This is a genomic window from Sinobaca sp. H24, from assembly GCF_023845525.1.
Genome location: NZ_JALBWT010000002.1, coordinates 396,711 through 414,733, shown reverse-complemented (window position 1 = coordinate 414,733; position 18,023 = coordinate 396,711). Strand labels below are relative to the sequence as shown.

The 18,023-nt window shown below is 43.7% G+C and carries 17 protein-coding genes and 2 pseudogenes; 2 read left to right on the top strand and 17 right to left on the bottom strand.

Annotation, left to right across the window (positions count from 1 at the left end):
• Nucleotides 1-53 precede the first annotated feature (53 nt).
• The 11 genes and pseudogenes from MMY81_RS05450 to MMY81_RS05400 form a co-directional block, all read right to left on the bottom strand.
• Entirely contained in the window at nucleotides 54-866 is an 813-nt protein-coding gene (locus tag MMY81_RS05450; RefSeq protein WP_252311933.1) for a SurA N-terminal domain-containing protein, read from the bottom strand.
• A gap of 95 nt (nucleotides 867-961) precedes the next feature.
• Complete coding sequence (locus MMY81_RS05445) at nucleotides 962-1,486, bottom strand: GNAT family N-acetyltransferase (protein WP_308215224.1); 525 nt, start codon at nucleotides 1,484-1,486, stop codon at nucleotides 962-964.
• Nucleotides 1,487-1,956: 470 nt separating this feature from the next.
• The gene (locus tag MMY81_RS05440; RefSeq protein ID WP_252311931.1) at nucleotides 1,957-3,006 is read right to left on the bottom strand and encodes a galactitol-1-phosphate 5-dehydrogenase; all 1,050 of its coding nucleotides are present in this window, start codon (nucleotides 3,004-3,006) and stop codon (nucleotides 1,957-1,959) included.
• A gap of 18 nt (nucleotides 3,007-3,024) precedes the next feature.
• The gene (locus tag MMY81_RS05435; RefSeq protein WP_170146966.1) at nucleotides 3,025-3,177 is read right to left on the bottom strand and encodes a hypothetical protein; all 153 of its coding nucleotides are present in this window, start codon (nucleotides 3,175-3,177) and stop codon (nucleotides 3,025-3,027) included.
• A 26-nt stretch (nucleotides 3,178-3,203) separates the two neighbouring features.
• Complete coding sequence (locus tag MMY81_RS05430; RefSeq protein WP_120194272.1) at nucleotides 3,204-4,238, bottom strand: zinc-binding dehydrogenase; 1,035 nt, start codon at nucleotides 4,236-4,238, stop codon at nucleotides 3,204-3,206.
• Nucleotides 4,239-4,269: 31 nt separating this feature from the next.
• A pseudogene (locus tag MMY81_RS05425) lies at nucleotides 4,270-5,528 on the bottom strand (galactitol-specific PTS transporter subunit IIC).
• 84 nt (nucleotides 5,529-5,612) lie between these two features.
• Complete coding sequence (locus MMY81_RS05420) at nucleotides 5,613-5,906, bottom strand: PTS sugar transporter subunit IIB (protein ID WP_120194274.1); 294 nt, start codon at nucleotides 5,904-5,906, stop codon at nucleotides 5,613-5,615.
• A gap of 13 nt (nucleotides 5,907-5,919) precedes the next feature.
• Nucleotides 5,920-6,393: a PTS sugar transporter subunit IIA gene (locus MMY81_RS05415; protein ID WP_252311929.1), complete on the bottom strand. Its 474-nt coding sequence runs from the start codon at nucleotides 6,391-6,393 to the stop codon at nucleotides 5,920-5,922.
• A gap of 42 nt (nucleotides 6,394-6,435) precedes the next feature.
• Nucleotides 6,436-7,593 carry a BglG family transcription antiterminator gene (locus MMY81_RS05410; RefSeq protein ID WP_252312002.1) on the bottom strand — a complete coding sequence of 386 codons (1,158 nt, stop codon included), beginning with the start codon at nucleotides 7,591-7,593 and terminating at the stop codon, nucleotides 6,436-6,438.
• 74 nt (nucleotides 7,594-7,667) lie between these two features.
• Nucleotides 7,668-8,483 (bottom strand): BglG family transcription antiterminator, encoded by an 816-nt coding sequence (locus MMY81_RS05405; RefSeq protein WP_252311928.1) that lies wholly within the window; start codon nucleotides 8,481-8,483, stop codon nucleotides 7,668-7,670.
• A gap of 246 nt (nucleotides 8,484-8,729) precedes the next feature.
• Nucleotides 8,730-9,218 carry a DUF4188 domain-containing protein gene (locus MMY81_RS05400; protein WP_252311927.1) on the bottom strand — a complete coding sequence of 163 codons (489 nt, stop codon included), beginning with the start codon at nucleotides 9,216-9,218 and terminating at the stop codon, nucleotides 8,730-8,732.
• 206 nt (nucleotides 9,219-9,424) lie between these two features.
• Between MMY81_RS05400 and MMY81_RS05395 the strand changes: the two are divergent.
• A pseudogene (locus MMY81_RS05395) lies at nucleotides 9,425-10,783 on the top strand (IS1182 family transposase).
• Nucleotides 10,784-10,910: 127 nt separating this feature from the next.
• On the opposite strand, the gene MMY81_RS05390 reads toward MMY81_RS05395, so the two are convergent.
• From MMY81_RS05390 to MMY81_RS05375, 4 genes are read right to left on the bottom strand one after another with little or no spacing between them, the layout of a single operon-like run.
• Complete coding sequence (locus MMY81_RS05390; protein WP_252311926.1) at nucleotides 10,911-11,381, bottom strand: thioesterase family protein; 471 nt, start codon at nucleotides 11,379-11,381, stop codon at nucleotides 10,911-10,913.
• Entirely contained in the window at nucleotides 11,374-12,336 is a 963-nt protein-coding gene (locus tag MMY81_RS05385; protein WP_252311925.1) for a 3-hydroxyacyl-CoA dehydrogenase NAD-binding domain-containing protein, read from the bottom strand. The genes MMY81_RS05390 and MMY81_RS05385 overlap by 8 nt, the downstream gene beginning before the upstream one ends.
• Before the next feature lie 4 nt (nucleotides 12,337-12,340).
• Nucleotides 12,341-13,234 carry a beta-keto acid cleavage family enzyme gene (locus MMY81_RS05380; RefSeq protein WP_120194280.1) on the bottom strand — a complete coding sequence of 298 codons (894 nt, stop codon included), beginning with the start codon at nucleotides 13,232-13,234 and terminating at the stop codon, nucleotides 12,341-12,343.
• Nucleotides 13,234-13,812, bottom strand: coding sequence for a GbsR/MarR family transcriptional regulator (locus MMY81_RS05375; RefSeq protein ID WP_252311923.1), 579 nt, complete (start codon nucleotides 13,810-13,812; stop codon nucleotides 13,234-13,236). Before MMY81_RS05375 ends, MMY81_RS05380 begins: the two co-directional genes overlap by 1 nt.
• Nucleotides 13,813-14,095: 283 nt before the next feature.
• On the opposite strand from MMY81_RS05375, the gene MMY81_RS05370 reads away from it, so the two are divergent.
• A complete protein-coding gene (locus tag MMY81_RS05370) occupies nucleotides 14,096-15,574 on the top strand; it encodes a BCCT family transporter (RefSeq protein WP_252311922.1) in 1,479 nt (492 codons plus the stop codon).
• A gap of 45 nt (nucleotides 15,575-15,619) precedes the next feature.
• On the opposite strand, the gene MMY81_RS05365 is transcribed toward MMY81_RS05370, so the two are convergent.
• Nucleotides 15,620-16,648 carry a putative bifunctional diguanylate cyclase/phosphodiesterase gene (locus MMY81_RS05365; RefSeq protein WP_252311921.1) on the bottom strand — a complete coding sequence of 343 codons (1,029 nt, stop codon included), beginning with the start codon at nucleotides 16,646-16,648 and terminating at the stop codon, nucleotides 15,620-15,622.
• Nucleotides 16,597-17,841 carry a GGDEF domain-containing protein gene (locus tag MMY81_RS05360; RefSeq protein ID WP_252311920.1) on the bottom strand — a complete coding sequence of 415 codons (1,245 nt, stop codon included), beginning with the start codon at nucleotides 17,839-17,841 and terminating at the stop codon, nucleotides 16,597-16,599. The genes MMY81_RS05365 and MMY81_RS05360 overlap by 52 nt, the downstream gene beginning before the upstream one ends.
• Nucleotides 17,842-18,023: the final 182 nt, after the last annotated feature.

The following is an 18,023-nucleotide window of genomic DNA, read 5'->3' as shown; positions in this document are numbered from 1 at the left end:
ACAAAAAAGGAAAAAGCAGCAATCTGCTTTTTCCTTTTTTGATTTAATGAGAATTAAATGTGAACCGTTACATCGCCATCTTCCCGCAGCTCGTCAATTAGTTCCTGGGCACTTTCTGCCTGTTTCTGTGAAATTAACTGCTCTTCGATCTGTTCGCGATCTGGTTCCGGCATTTCAGGAGCTTCTTCTCCGGACTGTTCTGCCATAGCTGCCTGCTGCTCTTCCGTCTGTGCAACAGCTTCATCTATTTCTTCCTCCGATACCTCGAGGTCCTGGGACTCTTCTTCAATTAACTGTTCTACTTTAATGGACTGTTCCACTTCTGCACGGAATTCATCCTCCGTGTATCCTTGATCTTCCAGCGCCTGCTGGTACTGGTCGTCTGATTCAAACTGTTCTTTCTGCTCAGCAATTAAATCATCAACTTCCTGTTCATCTGTGCTGTATTCACGCTCGTCGGCTTCCTGGATGAGCAGTTCCTGCCCTACCAGCTGATCGGCGGCCGCCTGTTTTAATTCGGCTTCCATTTCTCCATTCTCATCTTGTTCTTCTAAATTCATGCCCTGCATGGAGTACATAGAAAGCGCTGAAGTATAGGCTACTTCAAATTCATCTTTTGTAACTTCTTCTCCATTTACGTCTGCCACAACGTCCGGCACATCGTCCAGGTTAGGTTCAGGCTGCTCCGGTTGTTCTGCCTGCTCGGATTGAGCCGCCTCTTCGCCTTCGGACGCCTGTTCTTCCTGCTGTGCTTCCTGACCACTTTCATCTGCGCTGCCTGCTTCTTCTTCCGATTCACCGCCGCAGGCTGTAATTACCGATAAGGAAACGGCTGTAAATGCCGTAAGTATCCATTTTTTACTCATTTGAAAAACCCCTTTTCTATTCAGTCTCCCACGGAGTGTGACATTTGTTTATGTTGAGACTGTGTCAGAAATTGAATTTATTTGGATTGATTCTCCTATTTTATCCATTCTTCTTCCAAAATGCTCATTTCCCACAGGCTCCAATAGGATTCCCCTGCTTTTCTTATATCCCTGAGCAGACCTTCTTTTTGAAAACCGGCTTTTTCATACACAGCAATTGCCGGGGTGTTAAAATCAAATACTCCCAGGCTGACCCGATGCAGGCGAAGTTCCTGAAATGCTATGGCAAGTATTTCGTTTATCATGATTCCGGCTGCTCCTCTGCCTCTCCAATGTTCATGTATAAGCACTTTACCTATTCTCGCGGATCGATTTTTTAAATCTATTTGTCCAAGTGCAATATGGCCGGCAGGGCTGCCGCTTTTTATATCTACAGCTGTATATATCCGCGCTGAAGCATTCGGCTCTTCAGCCATCGTTCTATAGTTCTCAAGCTGCTCGTACGTTAATGGATAATCAAATGTAGGGCCCGCCCACTGCATTAAAAAATCCGCACTTGTAACGGCCTCCATCAGCTGCTGAAAATGCATTGGTTGAAACGGAACTAATTTGATACTCACGGCCAGTCTCCTTTTCAATTAAGATAATAGTTATCCGGTCAAATCCAAGAATAACCTAAAACATCTCTCCTGAATAAAACAGGAGAGATGTTGTGCTTATTTTTTTTTTTAAAGTCGGAAATAAACCGCTGGAACATCTCTTTTGTCATGCCGTCTTCGATCAGTTCATGCATCACATCAAGCCATTCCTGTTCTATTTCGACTGTACGGGTAGCCTGCCCTCTTTTGTGTCCTGACGCGGTACATTCACCATGAAATGTTTAACTATATTGTCTCCCATTTGCTAGTCCTTTCTTTTCGTCCTTTATCGCGTTTTAGATCATAAATCAGTATGTAAAGTGCATATTTTAAGAATAGTTACGATTTATTATTATTTTATGTTATTAAACTTCCTTTGTCAAAAAAATTTCTACTGGTTCTTATTCTTAAATAATAAAAGCACCTCTCCAATGTAGAGAAGTGCTTAACTTTTATGTTTCCGGATAGAATAACACTTTAATATGGCCGCCTCTGCGATGGAACAGGTCATCGAAAACCTTCGGTCCTTCGTCCAGCGAATAGCGGTGGTGAATCATCGGGCCGCTTTGAATCTGTCCGGTCCCCATATAGTACATCGCCGCATCCCACTCCCGTCCTGGGAAAGGAGAGGATACTCCATTCCAGGAACCGAAAACACTCAGCTCGTTTCGCACGATTTTTTCGAAGTAGAAACGTTCAATCGTAATATCGGCGTAAGGTATGCCTAGAAAAACAACTTCGCCGCCTTTTTTAGGAAGAGCGAATATCTGTGCTGATGTAATTGGCGATCCTGCCGACTCTACAGCGAGGTTGACTCCCACGTCATTCGTGTGCTCCAGGATTTTTTCATGAGGAGGGCCTTCCAGCGAATTAACAAGTACATCGGCGCCCAGCTCTTTTGCAGCTTCTAGTTTTGCTTCATCAATATCGATGGCAAATATTGTTTTTGCTCCAAAAATACGGGCCCACTGTACGGCCAGAAGGCCGATGCTTCCGCATCCCATGACAGCTACCGTATCGCCCGGCTTCACGTTTGTTTTATAAAATCCGTGAGCGACCACAGCCGCCGGCTCCAACAATGCTGCTGTATCAAAATCCACCCCTTCGGGAAGTTCAATCACATTTTCTTCCGGCAGTTTTACTTTTTCCGCGTAGGAACCAGGATGCCTGGCTCCTATAACGGTCAGCTTTTCACACTGGGAGAATTCGCCTTTTTGACAGCTCAGGCACACGCCGCAGTAGAAGGCAGGGCATCCGGCTACTTTATCGCCTTTTCTTACCCGCTTTACATCGGCTCCGACTTCTACAACCTCGCCTGCAAATTCATGCCCAAACGTCATACCTTCTATATATGGCCCAAGTTTATTGAATCTTGAGATATCAGAGCCGCAGATCCCGGCAGCCTTAACTTTAATAATTACATCATCCGGAGCCGTAATGACGGGCTCACTGGTTTCTTCACAGCGAATATCCTGGATGCCATACAGATTTAACGCCTTCATTGTTTTTTTTCCTCCTTTTCAGCTTGTAGATTGATCCTGTTTTTTATTGGAAAAAAGCTGATATAGGACAAATAATACGATGATAGTATTAAAAATGATCTGGTATTCAAAATAGAATTCGCTGATGCCTCTAAAGGATCCCAACATAAATTCAAGAAATGTATCGGCCATATTTTATCTTCCTTTCTTTTTTCGTGTTACTCGTTTATGGGAGTAAGCAGTACTTTAATTGCTTCCCCGCTTTTTATTGCATCGTAGGCTTCATTCCACTGCGTAATTGGATATTCATGCGTAACCATTGATTTGGCATCTACGCTTCCGTTGTTCATTAATTCAAGTGACGGCTCCCAGTCTTCCGGCTTTTGGCTTCTGCTGCCGACTACCCGTATTTCTTTTTGGATAATTTTCTCCAGGTCAAAGGATACTTCAGAATTTGCGAAGATACCTACCTGGCCGTACTGGCCTTTTTTGCGGAGCAGATCAAGACCCTGCTTGGCTGCCGGTGCAGCACCGGAACATTCAAATACTACGTGTGCCCCGTAACCATTGGTTAAATCATTAACCAGCTTCTTAATATCCTGCTTCTGCGTGTCTACAGCGTAATCTATGCCGAGCTCTTCCGCTTTATCCAAACGTACTTTATCATTAGTAAGTCCTGTAATGAGTACGGTAGCTCCGCGGCTTTTCGCCACCTGGGCTGTGAAAAGACCAATTGGGCCCGGACCGATAACAACGACGACATCTCCCTGATTAATCTCCGTTTTCGCTACGGCGTGGTGCGTGCAGGCAAGTGGTTCTGTCATGGCTGCTGATTTATCGTCTACTCCGTCCGGAATGTGATGGACGCTGTCTTTACGAGCTACCAGGTATTTAGCAAACCCGCCGTCCTGCTGGGTGCCTAGCCCTTTGCGGTGATTGCAGAGATTATAATCACCCGACTGGCAGTACTCACACTCGCCGCAGATGTAGAAAGTTGTTTCTGACGTAACCCGGTCGCCTGCTGAAAATTCCGTAACGCCTTCTCCAACATCAACGACTTCGCCGGAAAATTCGTGCCCGAGGGTAACGGGCACAGCTACTTTATAATGACCTTCGTACGTGTGGATGTCCGAACCGCAGACACCCGCATAATTTACTTTTATTTTTACTTCGCCGGGTCCGGCCTGAGGTTCTTCTCTATCCTGAATCTCAAGGTTGCCGAAGCCAAGCTCTGTTTTCACTAGTGATTTCATAGTTATTCTCCACTCCTTCTATCTTTTTTAATTAGTTAAATAGACCGAAGAAACGATAAATGATCCAGTTAATAACGTTTCCGCCCTGGTCAATACTTGAAATCTGTGTTGTGCCTTCAGGCATGTTGAAATCAGCATTTTCTGCCATCATTGTAAATGTAGAAGCTACATCTGTCGCAAGATACAAGGAAATGGCGATCATAACGCTTCCTACCATAACCGAGTGAACAATATTTCCTTTAGCTGCTCCCACAATGAAAGCTACAATGAAAGGAATAGTTGCCAAGTCACCGAATGGCAGCAGTGCGTTACCAGGAAGAATGACAGCTAGAAGTACAGTTACTGGTACCAATATTAATGCAGTTGCAATAACAGATGGGTGACCGAGAAGAACGGCTGCATCCAGTCCGATAAGAATATCTCTGTCGCCGAAACGCTTGTTCAGCCATTCGCGCGCTGATTCTGATACAGGCATAAGGCCTTCCATCAAAATCTTAACCATTCTAGGCATTAATACCATTACTGCTGCCATCGCCATACCAATTTCAATGACGTCCCCAACGCCGTATCCTGCGAGGATACCAATAATGGAACCAAAGTGCCAGACCGATAAAGATCGATTCACCGAAAATTCCAAATCTGTTTTGAATAGACTCCGGATCTGCGTTTAAGTTTTTAACACCGGGGATTTTCTGCAGTCCTTTTACAAGGAAGATACCAGGTGCATAGGAAATGGTACTTCCAGTCGCTACGGAAACGCCGGGCATTTCGTAGAAATCATTAACCATTGGTGCTGTCCAGTCTGCTACTTTTAAGCAGACAATCTGGAATATTACGGCTGCGATTAAACTCTGGATAATGCTGCCGGAAACAGCATAAACCATTGCGGCCATAAATGTATAATGCCAGAAATTCCAAATATCCACGTTCATTGTTTTAGTTGTTTTTGTTACAAGCATTAATACGTTTACTAACAGGCCTAGCGGAATAATAAATGCGGCAATAGATGATGCCCATGCAATAGAAGATGATGCCGGCCAGCCGACGTCAATTACGGTAAGCTCAACGCCCAGGCGTTCCACCATACCCTGCGCAGCCGGTCCTAAATTTAATACGAGCAGATCAATGACGAGAAAGATACCAACAAATGCTACCCTAATGTAAGAGCGGATCTAAATGCCTTTCCAATCTTTTGTCCAAAAACAACCCTAGAAAAAATATAGCTACTGGTAAAATTACGGTAGCCCCTAAATCTAAAAACCCCTGTACAAAATCCACAAACCCCTGCATCGTGATTCCTCCTCTATGTGTGAAAAAGAGCCTTCCCGATTTCTTTTATTTCGAAATCGAGACAGTACACTCTTCTTTGTTTACTTATTTTTTCAATTCATCAAGAATCTGCTGCTTCGTATCCTCTTTGCCGATTCCTGTTAGAAAAGCTCTTGCATTGATAACTGGAAACGGATATTCTTTCTTTGTCATTGCTGTAGTAACCAATAGATCAGCCGTATCTACGTATGAACCGACTTCTGAAATTTTAATCTGAACCAGATCCACCTTGATTTTATGTTCTTTTGCCATTTCCTCAATTGCTCCATTAACCACCGTTGACGTTGCTACTCCTGCTCCACATGCTACTAATACCTGCTTCTTTTTTGTTTGTTCCATCTTTTCCATCTCCTTATAATGTAGTAAAATCGATTTGCTGTTCAATTGTTTCTTTGATTCGAGTTGCATCTGTTTCTTTCATCAAATACTTCAGCGTCTCTTCATTCTGAAAAATTTCCATCAGCTTCTGCAGCAGAGCAAGCTGGGAATGAGTCTCGTTCATGGCAAGCATGAATACAAGTTCCACATTCACCGTTTCTTCCTCTTCTCCCATAATGCCGAAAGCCACTGGCTTTTTCAGGATACCCACACTAATTGTTTTTGTATTAACATGTTCCACATCGGTATGCGGTATAGCTACTGCCACACCGGCTGTCGGAAGACCTGTTGCGAACTCTTTTTCTCTTGCAATCACGGCCTCCACAAAGCTGTCCTTGACCAGCCCTTTTTGGATCAGGTTGTTTCCCATTTCCTCAAGGACAGCTTCTTTTGTCTCTCCATTTACTTCCATTAAGATGACTGATTCGTCAAAAAATAGTTTTGTCACTTTTTCCTACCCCATTACTATGTTGGTTTGAACGCATGGTTTCTACTCATGTGAATATAAGTCGATCAGCCGGCGGATATCGGTAATTGTTTTTGCAGCTATCGTCTGGTTTCGATCTGTCTCCGCGTGTGCAAATCGCATCAGCTGCATCAAAGCATGGATATGCTTCTTTTTGTCCACTGCAGCGATTATTACAATTAAATGAATTCGATATCCTTCAGTAAACTCCACCCCATCTTCAATCCGCAGAAGGCTCATTCCTACTTCATTTACTCCTTCTTCCGGCGCGGCGTGCGGGATAGCAATGTTCGGACCGATAACAATATATGGATCTTTATCGCTCTGCTGAACCATTGCCTCGATATAGCGCTGTTCAATTTTCCCGCTTTTTACTAAGGGCCCGGCTGCAATTCGAACGGCATCTTCCCAGGAATCAACCGATTTTTTCAAAGTGATATGCTCAGGTACTATCAATTCGCTTAAAGGAAGATTTCTGTTGGCCGCATATGTTTTAACGGCCTCGTCTTTGTCTTTTGACATGTAGCGGCTGAGATCTTTCTTAAGTGCTTCCTCATCCGGCAGCGGTACATGGGTTTTAATAATATCCATAAGATGGTCTATGTCAATTTCGTTTGGTACAAATCCGTGCATATCCATCATTACCTGCTTACGGAACCGCTGCTTTTCTTCCTGACTTAAGAATGCTTTCGATAAAAAAAGTTTTTTGTCGGTGGCAAGGGATGAAGTGGAGAACACCACATCATAATCAAGGCTGTAGTGGAGAAAGTCTCTGATCGACAAGGAATCCAGAAATACAAATTCCGGGAAAAGTTCTTTTAAATCATGAAACATCAACCTGGAAATAGAGACGCCCTGCGGACAGACAACAATCGCTTTTACCTTTTTGTCGATGCTTTCTCCCTGTTTTACCATCCAGCCGCTGACAAGCATTGTGATGAAAGTTGATTCATTATCAGGAACAGGATGGCCGATCAATTCTTCAAGGGGACCCATCGACTGCTTAACAAGATGATGGATTTCTTTAAATTCTTTACTCACATCCTGCTGCAGAAATACCGTCTCCGTCAGATTAAATTTAATACGATAGTAGGCCGGCTTAATGTGCTGAATCAGGTGCTCGAGCAGTTTATCCCGTTCCTGCAGATAAATGCAGGCACTTTTTTCAAACAGCCGGAGCATGTTGTCTACTTCCGGCAGAAGATCGGGAATCGCATCTTCTTCAATGGTAAAATCTGACCGGTATACGTTTGTTGTCAGCAAATGAAGAGTAATAAATAATCGTTCTTCCCTTGGAATGTCTTCGGTCTCCCGGAAGATTTCTTCCGTTGCCTGGTATTCTTTTGTATCCGACAGCTCCTCGTATGGAATGGAGGATTCTTTGATGTTTCTGCCCTTCTGCACTCTGCGTAAATAAATAACAGAATATACGGCATCATTGCTAATTTCTCATCTGTAAATTTTAAATGCAGCTTATTTTCTACTTTTTCAATCCTGGAGCGGAACTCTTCAATTTCTTTTTCATCTACATGAGCGGCTTTTTTAATTTTCTGTTCGCCGTCTGCCATCTGAAAAATCCGGTATGTTACATGAATGAGTAATTTACGGACCTGAAATTCTTTCCCCTCCAGAAGATATCCTGACTTTCTTGAGTAACGAATGGACAGTTCATATTTTTCCAAATATACCTGCACCTGTTTTAAATCATGCAGCACTGTGTTTTTGCTTACTTCCAGCTCTGCGGTAAAATGATACAGGGACAATTCCTCTTTCGTTCCAAGAAGCATCAGCATGATCATATATGTCCGCTGCTTTTCTGAGAGGATGGAGACAGCTGCCAAGTCATTTTCCTGGCTTGTCAGGTCAGTAAATACCGATTGATCAATAATAAAATGGCCCTGCCTGGTACGTTCTATGACAGGTAGATGTTTTGCCATCAGCCATTCGTTGATCTTATTCATGCTGTATCCAAACTGCCGGCGTGTTAAGTTATATTTTTTCTCCAACACAACACTTGCCACATTTGGATTGTGCATGAGCTCATCGAGAATCTGCTTGCTTCGGTCATCCATGAACAACTGCTCCTCCTTTCAATAGTAAGTGTAGCATCGGTTCCTATGAAAATGTATACGTTTTCATCCCAAACGAACGAACATTTCATGTACAACGTTGTGATTTACATTATGAAACACTTTCTGTTGTATAGTCATAGTGCGGAATGACGGTGGATTTCTCCGATCTAATGCATCGGCAGATTTTAAAAAAAAATTTTTTTCATAAAAAATAACGTGCCGGTTCAGGCACGCCGCTTCATATATTTAATTCTTATCTTCTTTTGTTCGTCTCAGCCTTTCTTTAGCTGTATTGGTAGACGCACTTACTGGTTCTGTACCCAGAGCCTTACCTAAACCAAAGGCAGGCATGTTCACATAAATGGATTCGTAGGACTCTTTGGGAACCTTATACGTTTCGTGATAGATTCCTACCGCGTGATTTCCCTTCGCCCTTTTATTGAACGTTTTCCATGCTTTGGAATGCTTTTCCCCTTTCGCATAAGCAAGCAGTTTTTCTTCAGACTCCCAGTATTGAATCATCATTGTCGCAGGCAGCTGCAAGTAGCTGTGTAAATGTAAACAGCCCAGCTCTTTACGAATGGACAGCTCTTTTATCATAGGGGGCATGGCAAGAAGAACGGGCAGCCATTTACGAATAGAACGGAAACGATTAATGCGCATCCCAATCACAAACACGACGATCTCTTCATCATTTTTTGTTGTAAAGCGTCCCTCCTGCAGATCTGCTCCCACTTTAACTCCTCCCGTTTACTGTTTTTAGTATGCCTTACATACGCTTTTCTTTCCTTTATTATAGTACTTTATTGAAAATAAAACAGCATTCTCTTAGTTGAGAATGCTGTTTCCAGGCTGTCGAGAAAGTTTTCTTTCTCGGCAGTTTTTTTGTGGGCAAGCAGCTGGAATGGTCGTATACTGAAAAGAAAAGGGGCGATCCTAAGATGCTTGGCAAAGCCAAAAACCATCGACGCGATCAAGTGACTGTTTCTGTAGAAGAACTGGTGCCCGCTGATCACTTTCTCCGCACCATTGATACGATGATTGATTTTCAGTTTATTGAAAAAACTGGCTGCCTATTATTCGCCGACCATCGGTCGGCCCTCCATTCCACCGATCACGTTGTTTAAAATGATGTTTATCGGCTATTTTTATGGCATTCGTTCGGAACGGCAATTGGAAAAAGAGCTTCAGACCAACGTCGCCTATCGTTGGTTTCTTGGTCTTTCTCTGACGGATCGCATTCCAGATCATTCCACGATCAGCTGGAACCGTCAGACCCGGTTTCTGGATACCACCGTATTTGAAGATATTTTTAATGCCATTGTTCATCAAGCAGAGGGCCATGGATTGGTGGACGGTCGGATTTTAGTGAGTGACTCCACCCATGTCAAAGCGAATGCCAATAAAAACAAATTTCTACGTAAAGCCAAATCCCCCAAAGTTCCTGCCTATCTAGCAGAACTGGAAGCCGAAGTGCAAGCCGATCGGGAAAAAGAAGGAAAAAAGCGCTCGGACCCCGGAAGGAGAGGAAGCCCGCCGACCCAGCGATGACCCGAATCAGTCGGACTGATCCGGATAGTGGATTCATGATGCGAGATGGCAAACCGCAGGGATTTTTCTACCTCGACCACCGGACGGTGGACGCCAAATATAATATCATTACCGATACCTATATCACGCCCGGTAACGTCCACGATGCGGATCCGTATCTGGACCGACTGGAGGTGCAGCGGGCTACGTTTGATTTCCCGGTAGAGGCGGTGGCGCTCGACGCCGGCTATTTTACAGGCTATTTGTGCAAAAAGCTCGAAGAGCAGGGAATTTATGCGGTGATGGGATACCGTCGCTACGGAAAAAGCCGCCGGTACCTGCCGAAACGGAAGTTTCGATACATCGCGTCCAAAAAAGCCTATGTATGCCCGATGGGCTGTATGTTGACCTACCGCCTTACCGATCGGGAAGGATATCGTCAGTATCGTTCCCGCCCGCAGGACTGTCAGGGCTGTCCGATGCGGGAGACTTGTTTTTCGCCTGCCGCTTCCTCCCGGTTAATTAGCCGACATATATGGGAGGATGGGAAAGACCGGGCGCGAGCAAGAAAACGAACGAAGACAGGAAAAGCCTTGTACCATTTACGCAGCCAGACCATCGAACGGAGCTTTGGCGATGCCAAAGAGCTCCACGGTTTTCGGTACACGCGGTATCGCGGGCACCCGTCTGTCCAAGCGCAGGCCCATCTCACCGCTGCCTGTCAAAACATGAAAAAAATCGCCCTCTATCTCGCCAAACGGTCGGCTTAGAGGACGATTTTTTGCGAAAGAAGTGAAAAAAACGTGGATCGAACGATCCACGGGAAAAAACAACCTTGTTTCTTTCATTTCTCAACAACCTGAAAACAGCATTCTCTTAGTTGAGAATGCTGTTTCTTTACTTCTTTTTGATGCCTATCGCGCGTCCGGCCATAGACGGACGGAATTTAGCTTCTGTATGAGGCAGCGCTTCTATTCCTTTTACAAGTGCGGGAGGAAAAGGTGCCGGACGCCCGGCTGCTTGATCCATTCCCATGATCATCTGCTCGCTTGCTGCTACTAGTTCACTACTTTCATTTTTCATTTCCATCCATAGATGAAGTCTTTTTTCGTCTTTATCCAATATTTGAACAAACACATCCAATTTTTCATCCAGCACTGCTTCTGTCCTATATAGAACGTGGGTTTCAAGCGTATAAGCCGTATAGTGATTTTCTTCTCGGAACGCTTCATCAAGCCCTATTTTATCCAGCATACTATCAAGAGCCGTACTGAAAACGATGGCATATGCCGCATCATTCATATGGTTGTTGTAATCGACCCACTCTGCCTTTACGCGCCCTTCCCAAATTAACTGACTATCAGACATTGCTTTCCACTTTCTCTGCCGGCCAGTAGTTTTCTTCCTGAAGCAGGCGCATCAATTTTAGAAGAAACTGATCACGTCTTTCTTCTAGTTCGGCTACGCTTTGTGTTCCGGACTGCTCTTTTGTTCCGTTTATCACTTTTTCACTCAGTTCAGGGGTCAGCTCCGGTGCTTCCAGCTTAGTCCACGGTGCTTTTAATGCAGGACCGAATTGTTCAAGCATATGAGCCATTCCTTTCTCTCCACCGGCTAAATGGAAAGTTAAAAACGGTCCCATTAATGCCCAGCGCAGTCCTGCACCGTATACAATTGCTTTATCTACTTCTTCAGTCGTTGCATGTCCGTCATTTACAATATGAAGTGCTTCTCTCCAGAGCGCTTCCATCAGGCGGTCTGCGATATGTCCATCTACTTCTCCCTTCATGACTAAGGGCTTCATGCCTGCAGATTCATATACATTCCGTGCCCGTTCCAATGCTTCCGGACTCGTAGCTGCTCCCCCTGAAATTTCCACCAGCGGCAGAAGATACACTGGATTAAAAGGATGTGCGACCATCACTCTCTCCGGATGAATAACACATTGTTCCTGAAGCGTAGTCGGCTTATAGCCGGAAGTACTCGAAGCGATAATACTTTCGGCTGGTGCATGCTTATCTATTTGAGCCAGCACGCTTTTTTTCAAATCCTCACGCTCCGGAACGTTTTCCTGAATAAGCACTGCTTCATAAACAGCCGTTTTTATATCATCTGTAAAAGAGAGGCGGTTTAAAGATGCCGTTTCGTGCATGCCATGCTCTTTCAGCGAAGGCCAAAGCTTTTCTACTGTCGTTCGTGTTTTCTGTTCGGCTTCGGGAGCCGGATCACAGGCGATCACGTCGAATCCTTTTGCTAAAAAGCGGGCGATCCATCCATTTCCGATGACGCCTGTTCCAATAACTGCAATCGTTTGATTTGTCATTATTTTATCCTCTCTGCGGTAATTGTTTTGTTAATCCCAGGCTGTTCCGTGCTTCTTCCGGCGTCATAGGCTCTATATCCAATGCTTGAAGAATATTTGTCGTTTTATCTACAAGCTGGGCGTTTGTTGCGAGCACTCCTTTTTCGAGATACAAATTATCTTCCAGGCCGACACGTACATTCCCGCCTAATAAAGCCGCCTGTACTGCCGTTGGAATTTGGTGACGTCCAATGCCAAACGCTGACCAATTGGCACGGTCCGGAAGATGATGAATCATATGAAGCATCGTTTCAGCATCTGCTTCCGCTCCCCAGGGAATACCCAGGCAGAATTGATACAAAGGATCTCCATCAATAAGTCCTTCCTGAACAAGCTGATTGGCAAATCGCAGATGGCCGGTATCAAAGCACTCCATTTCTGCTTTGACGCCGCTGTTTTTAATAAGTGCCGCCTGTTCACGAAGCCATTCTACAGGTGCCATATAAAGCTGGTCCCCAAAATTCAAGCTGCCGCAGTCCAATGTACATATTTCCGGAAGCAGTTTACCGACCGGCAGGTGGCGCTCTTCCGGCGTTTGAATAAACGTTCCTTCCCCTCCTGTTTCAGGATTGGCACGATCCGGAACAAAATCTCCGCCGCCACCGGCTGTTATGTTTAAAATCACATCTGTTTCTTTCTCACGAACCCGTTCCACCACTTCCTGAAAAAGGGCAGGATCAAAGCTGTACTCCCCTGTTTTAGGATCTCTTACATGAATATGAGCAACTGCCGCTCCGGCTTTTGCTGCTTCAATGGAAGCTTCTGCTATCTCCTTTGGCGTAATTGGTACATGGGGGCTTTTCTGGAATGTGTTACCTGCCCCGGTTACTGCACATGAGATAATTGTTTTTTTTCCCATTATTTATCTTCTCCTTCGTTTTCTAATGGCGTTTCTACAGGAACTGATTCAAAGATAGCTCCACTTTCAAAGAATTCCACCAGGTTGTTTATCCAATTGTAATAGGCTACCCATTTGCTTAATTCTTTGCGTAGCTCTTCCACCTTGGCTTTCACTTCGTAAGAACCGCTATTCGCTTTTTCTATTTCATTTATTTCCTGCTGCAGTTTTTTGGCGAACATGCGGTTTTTACTGATTACTTCCCGCCAGTTTGTCGTAAAAAGGGAGATAAATGTCTGTACATAATCATTTTCCACATTATAATGCTCTTTTCTGCTTCCCTTAATATGTTCTTTTTCTGCAATGTTCAGGGCGATCATTTCACGCATTACCTGGCTCATCCTGGTTTTGCTCATTCCCGTTGCCTCTGCCAGATCATCAAGTGTCATCGGTTCTCGGTTCATATAAATGATACCGAGAAGCCTTCCTATAGTAGAAGATACGCCGAATGTACTCATATTATCGGAAATTCTGTCTCCGATCTGACGCTCTGTTTCGCTTAGCTGTGAGAGCAGTTCCGCTTCTTTTTCTACAGTCATAGTCTTTACTCTCCCTCATCTACCTATCTAGTAGTTTCTGCTCATAGTTGTTACTGTATCATCTTTCTAAAAAAAGTAAAAAGCGGCTCTCCTATCTTATCTACGCGATAAACCGAGTATTGGTAAGATAAAACGCTGTAAACTTTGTACAATAAAAATTGCATAGATTTTATAGAGTATACGCTGTTATACGCGTTTTTCTTTTTTCATCCTACTTCCATATACTTAAGCGAGGCTATTAAAAGAGTAGCAGCGCAAGTCTAATGAAGGAGGAATTTTGCATATGTCAAGATTCACGACGGTATTAAAAGTTTCTATTGTACTTATTATTTCTTTTCTATTATTCGGGGTCCTCTTCACTGAACAGCTCGAATCCGGCATTACAGTAACTCAGAGTTTTTTGTTTAATCACTTTGGCTGGTACTTTCAAATATTAGTAACGGGCCTGCTGATTTTTGCCGTTTATCTGGGCTTTAGTAAATATGGAAAAATACGATTGGGGAAACCGGATGAAAAACCGGAATTCAGCAGGCTTACCTGGTTTACGATGCTGTTTTCCGCCGGTATTGGCATCGGCCTGCTGTTTTATGGGGTCAGCGAACCAATCAGTCATTTCGCGAGCCCGCCTATCGGAGATGGAGGAGAAGCATCAGATGCAGTAACAGGTGTATCGTCAACATGGCTGCACTGGGGTCTTCACGCCTGGGCTATCTATGCACTGGTAGCTCTAGCTCTTGCCCTGCAGCAGTTCCGCTACGAAGCGCCCGGCTTAATGAGCACAACGCTTCGCCCTGTACTCGGAAAACATGCGTACGGACCAGCAGCAACGATTGTAGATATCATTGCGGTATTCGCTACGCTGTTTGGAGTAGCAGCCTCTCTTGGCCTCGGTTCCCAGCAGATTAACTCCGGCCTGCAGGCTGTATTCGGAGTACCGTATAATCTTGGGGTCCAGTTTATTATTATGGCTATTATCACTATCATTTTTGTAACATCAGCGAGTACCGGTATTCACCGCGGTATTAAATACTTAAGCAATATCAACTTATCAATAACCGGATTGTTTCTTCTATTTATGTTTATTGCCGGGCCGACTTTGTTTCTTTTGAATATGTTCGCTTCCGGATTATCAGATTATATGCAGAACTTTATTGGCTGGGGACTGCGCATGAGTCCGGTTGACGCACAGGAAGCAGACTGGACGCAGGCCTGGACCGTCTTTTACTGGGCATGGTGGATTTCCTGGACACCATTTGTCGGAATGTTTGTCGCCCGGATCTCCAGAGGGCGAACCATCCGTGAATTTATAGCAGGCGTACTTCTTCTGCCTTCCATCGTATCGTTTTTCTGGTTCAGTACGCTGGGTGGTTCTGCTATTTTCATGGAACTGTACGACGGACGCGATGTTTCTTCGCAGTCACTGGAGGGTGCGTTGTTTTATGTTATTGAAGCATATCCCATGAGCGGACTTATCTCCGTGCTTGCGATATTCGTTATTACCATCTTTTTTGTAACTACTGCCGATTCAGCTACATTTGTTCTAGGCATGCAGACTACAGGAGGCAGCCTGAACCCGCCGACCTCTATTAAAATTATGTGGGGCGTGTTCTTTGTGACCGTCACAGCAGTTCTATTGGTTGTAGGAGGGCTGAATGCATTTCAGACTTCCATTGTCGTCAGTGCTCTGCCCCTCTCGATCATTATTATTTTAATGTGCATCGGTATTATGAAAACATTAATCAGTGAACACAAACAGAACTAAAAAAAAGCCCTTTTTTCCATATCAGGAAAAAAGGGCTTTTTGCTTCTATAAAGCTTTACTATCATGCTGGCTTAAAAACTGCTCTATTTCCAGCACAGTTAACGGCTTTGAAAATAAGTAACCCTGAGCGGTATCGCATTCATAGGCCGCAAGAGCATCCAGCTGCACTTCTTCTTCCACCCCTTCTGCTACGACTTCGAGCTGAAGGTGGCGTCCAATATCTATAATTGCTTTAACCAGGGATTGTTCTTTTACTCCGCTTAAATCATCAATAAAGGATTTATCGATTTTAATTGTATCAATAGGAAGAGTTTTCAATACATGAAACGAAGAATAACCTGTTCCAAAATCATCCAGCGCTACCCGGACACCGTAGGCACGCAGAGCATCAAATATAACAGAAGTTGCGTCCACATCCTGCATGATCGATTCGGTAATTTCAATTTCCAGCTGCTCGGGAGCCAGTTTTGATTTTTCCAGTGCTTCTCTTATCATCGTCAAAACATCCCCATATTTTATCTGATGAACCGAAACATTAACAGCCATTGTCCCTTGAAATATCCCATTGCGCTTCCACGTCTGCGCCTGACGGCAGGCTTCATTCATTACCCAGCTTCCTAATAACTTAATAAAACCTGATTCTTCTGCTATCGGAATAAATTCATAAGGGGAGACGCTGCCCAGTTTTCGATTATTCCAGCGCAGTAATGCTTCCATCCCGCAGACTTCCAGCGTCTGGACATTTATTTTAGGTTGATAATGCAGTGTGAATTCGTGTCTTGTCAACCCCTGCCGCAGCTCGCTTTCAATGATCATTTTACGGCTTAGCTTCTTGTGAAGTTTTTCATCATAAAATACAAAAGCATTTCTTCCATTCTCTTTTGCCGCATACATAGCGGCATCGGCACTTTTTAACAGGGAGTCACTGTCCTTACTCGTAGACGGATAGCAGCTGATACCAATACTTGGTGTGATCGATATTCGCTGTCCTGCTATTAAATACGGTTTGCTGAACGCTCTTTTTACCAGGGCTGCAGCTTCCAGAGCTTTGTTTTCACGGGCATCTTCCACCATGATGACAAACTCATCCCCCCTAAACGATAAATATCATAGGGTAGATCATTTTTCAGGCGGTAAGCACTTTCCATCAGTACCTCATCACCTACATGATGACCGAGCGAATCATTAATTGCTTTAAACCGATCAATATCAAACAATAGCAGTGACAGCTCGGTCTGTTCTTTTCTGGCAAGTGCAACCGCCTTATCTACATTTATTTTAAAACTCGTACGGTTATAAATCCCTGTAAGAGAATCATAATACGCCAGATGCCTGTATTCTTGTATAAGGTTTGAATTCTTTTTGTTCATAATATAATTTCTGCCGACAAATAATAATAATATGATCCCGATAGATGCACTGAGTATATTTATACGCCAGTCATAGCTGTTCATGGTAAATAGAATTAACAGAGTACTTCCTGCAGCTGGAAAAAAGATAAATGGCTGCTTTAAATCTTTCCGGATCATCCAGTTGGTTTCCCAAATTTCTATTTTCTCGTATGCAGCTGCCACGCCTATTAAAATAATAGCTGCCAGCCAAAATACATCATTAAAATTGCCCGGACTCACTGTTACCCCCACTATTTCAAGGTAAGCAGCGTGAAAATCACCTATACTTTGAAAACCGAACGCGGCAATGAGTATACATACTACCACGATATCACGTGTTGCTTTTAATAAATAAACAAGATAGCCCGCAGCAAACAGCAGAGTAATATTAATTAATAAAAAAGAAAGATTCATTACACTGTTTACAATGGAATAATCGAACAGCTCTAAAGCGAGTGCTGTAAAAAAATGTCCTATTATCGCTGTCGTTACAATCATAAAAACGCTCACGTTAAACACATGAATAGATATTACCGGTTCCCGGCTTGCAATAAAAAGCTGATATAAAAGCGCGCAAAGAAATAAAAAGTAAGACACAAGCCACAAAACATCTGACAACGAAGGAGGGAATGCAGATATTCCTAATAATGCAGCAGCCAGCCAGATACTATTAGCTGCTCCATTAGCTGCTATTCCTCTGTTTAACCATTTCCAAAACATACGGCGGTGGCCGGAGGAATTATTAATTGTCCTGCTTATCTGAATAAAAGCCCACACAGCCCCTCCGACAGCAAAAAGGCTGGTACCGACCGCTTCTATATTGTTGGATTCTTTATATAAGAGTACCCACAGAGCTAAGCCAATGACCCATAACATGATGAATAAGGCATTCTTTTTTTATTTATTTTCATTAGTCGTCCTCCAGGCGGTCACGTAGTTCTATTGAACTATTTATAATTTCTACTATACAATATATCCGCACATTTCGTATAAATTATTTTAATGAAACATCGAAAAAATATCAGGCTTCTTTTCCTTCAGTGTGAATTTTTTGTTAT

Coding starts and splice junctions, on each gene's coding strand:
- MMY81_RS05450 (WP_252311933.1), bottom strand. CDS start 866: ATGAGTAAAAAATGGATACTTACGGCATTTACAGCCGTTTCCTTATCG.
- MMY81_RS05440 (WP_252311931.1), bottom strand. CDS start 3,006: ATGAAGGCGTTAAATCTGTATGGCATCCAGGATATTCGCTGTGAAGAA.
- MMY81_RS05435 (WP_170146966.1), bottom strand. CDS start 3,177: ATGGCCGATACATTTCTTGAATTTATGTTGGGATCCTTTAGAGGCATC.
- MMY81_RS05430 (WP_120194272.1), bottom strand. CDS start 4,238: ATGAAATCACTAGTGAAAACAGAGCTTGGCTTCGGCAACCTTGAGATT.
- MMY81_RS05420 (WP_120194274.1), bottom strand. CDS start 5,906: ATGGAACAAACAAAAAAGAAGCAGGTATTAGTAGCATGTGGAGCAGGA.
- MMY81_RS05410 (WP_252312002.1), bottom strand. CDS start 7,593: ATGCTCCGGCTGTTTGAAAAAAGTGCCTGCATTTATCTGCAGGAACGG.
- MMY81_RS05405 (WP_252311928.1), bottom strand. CDS start 8,483: ATGGATGACCGAAGCAAGCAGATTCTCGATGAGCTCATGCACAATCCA.
- MMY81_RS05390 (WP_252311926.1), bottom strand. CDS start 11,381: ATGTCTGATAGTCAGTTAATTTGGGAAGGGCGCGTAAAGGCAGAGTGG.
- MMY81_RS05385 (WP_252311925.1), bottom strand. CDS start 12,336: ATGACAAATCAAACGATTGCAGTTATTGGAACAGGCGTCATCGGAAAT.
- MMY81_RS05380 (WP_120194280.1), bottom strand. CDS start 13,234: ATGGGAAAAAAAACAATTATCTCATGTGCAGTAACCGGGGCAGGTAAC.
- MMY81_RS05375 (WP_252311923.1), bottom strand. CDS start 13,812: ATGACTGTAGAAAAAGAAGCGGAACTGCTCTCACAGCTAAGCGAAACA.
- MMY81_RS05370 (WP_252311922.1), top strand. CDS start 14,096: ATGTCAAGATTCACGACGGTATTAAAAGTTTCTATTGTACTTATTATT.
- MMY81_RS05365 (WP_252311921.1), bottom strand. CDS start 16,648: ATGGTGGAAGATGCCCGTGAAAACAAAGCTCTGGAAGCTGCAGCCCTG.
- MMY81_RS05360 (WP_252311920.1), bottom strand. CDS start 17,841: ATGTTATGGGTCATTGGCTTAGCTCTGTGGGTACTCTTATATAAAGAA.